Annotated in this window: 1 protein-coding gene; it reads left to right on the forward strand. The window is 52.7% G+C overall.

Going from position 1 to position 584, the window contains the following annotated elements; all coding sequences use genetic code 11:
* The coding region (locus ACR0LL_RS21320; RefSeq protein ID WP_480589334.1) for a hypothetical protein at positions 1 to 181 on the forward strand (181 nt) is incomplete at its 5' end.
* Positions 182 to 584: the final 403 nt, after the last annotated feature.

Genomic DNA, 584 nt, shown 5'->3' on the forward strand with positions numbered 1-584 from the left:
AGGTTGGTTAATGCTGCGAACATTTTGTCCAAAAGGGCTGTTTTGTTTCCAGCAGGATACGCACAAATGTGATGAGAAAAAGGCCGCCCAGTTGCGGGACGGCCTTCTTTGGTTCGATGGTTGGGCTTTCGGGTCTCTTTGGGGCTGGCAAGTCCCGCTGCCAGGCAAAACAACTCGATAGTTCTGATGTCCACCTTGGCGTTAGCTCGGCAACCGGCCCCGGGATCAGATCAGGCGCACCGTTTCAGGGTAACAATCCTGTCCGCTTGCGGTGTTTTCTGTCCTTTAGCCGAATCGATTTGGTGATCCGCGTTCGTGGGAAAATCGCACAGAATCGCGTCTCGCATGTCATCAAGATCACCACTGTGCAGAAGCCGTGAGCAGTTACTAGCAAACTGAGTACCAAACATGTTTCATCCTTTCGTTCAGCAGCAGTGGGCAATCGAACAGGACGCGCGGCAGTTTCTGCCCGTTCAGATGTGAGCTTCCAAATGTGCGCCGTACCGCGCCACCACCGTGTTTGACCTGCTACGGTTTCTCTTCACGACTGAAGGTAGACTGTGATTTTTTCCTCAAAGTGGTCC

It is taken from the genome of Ruegeria sp. AI2 (genome assembly GCF_056541275.1).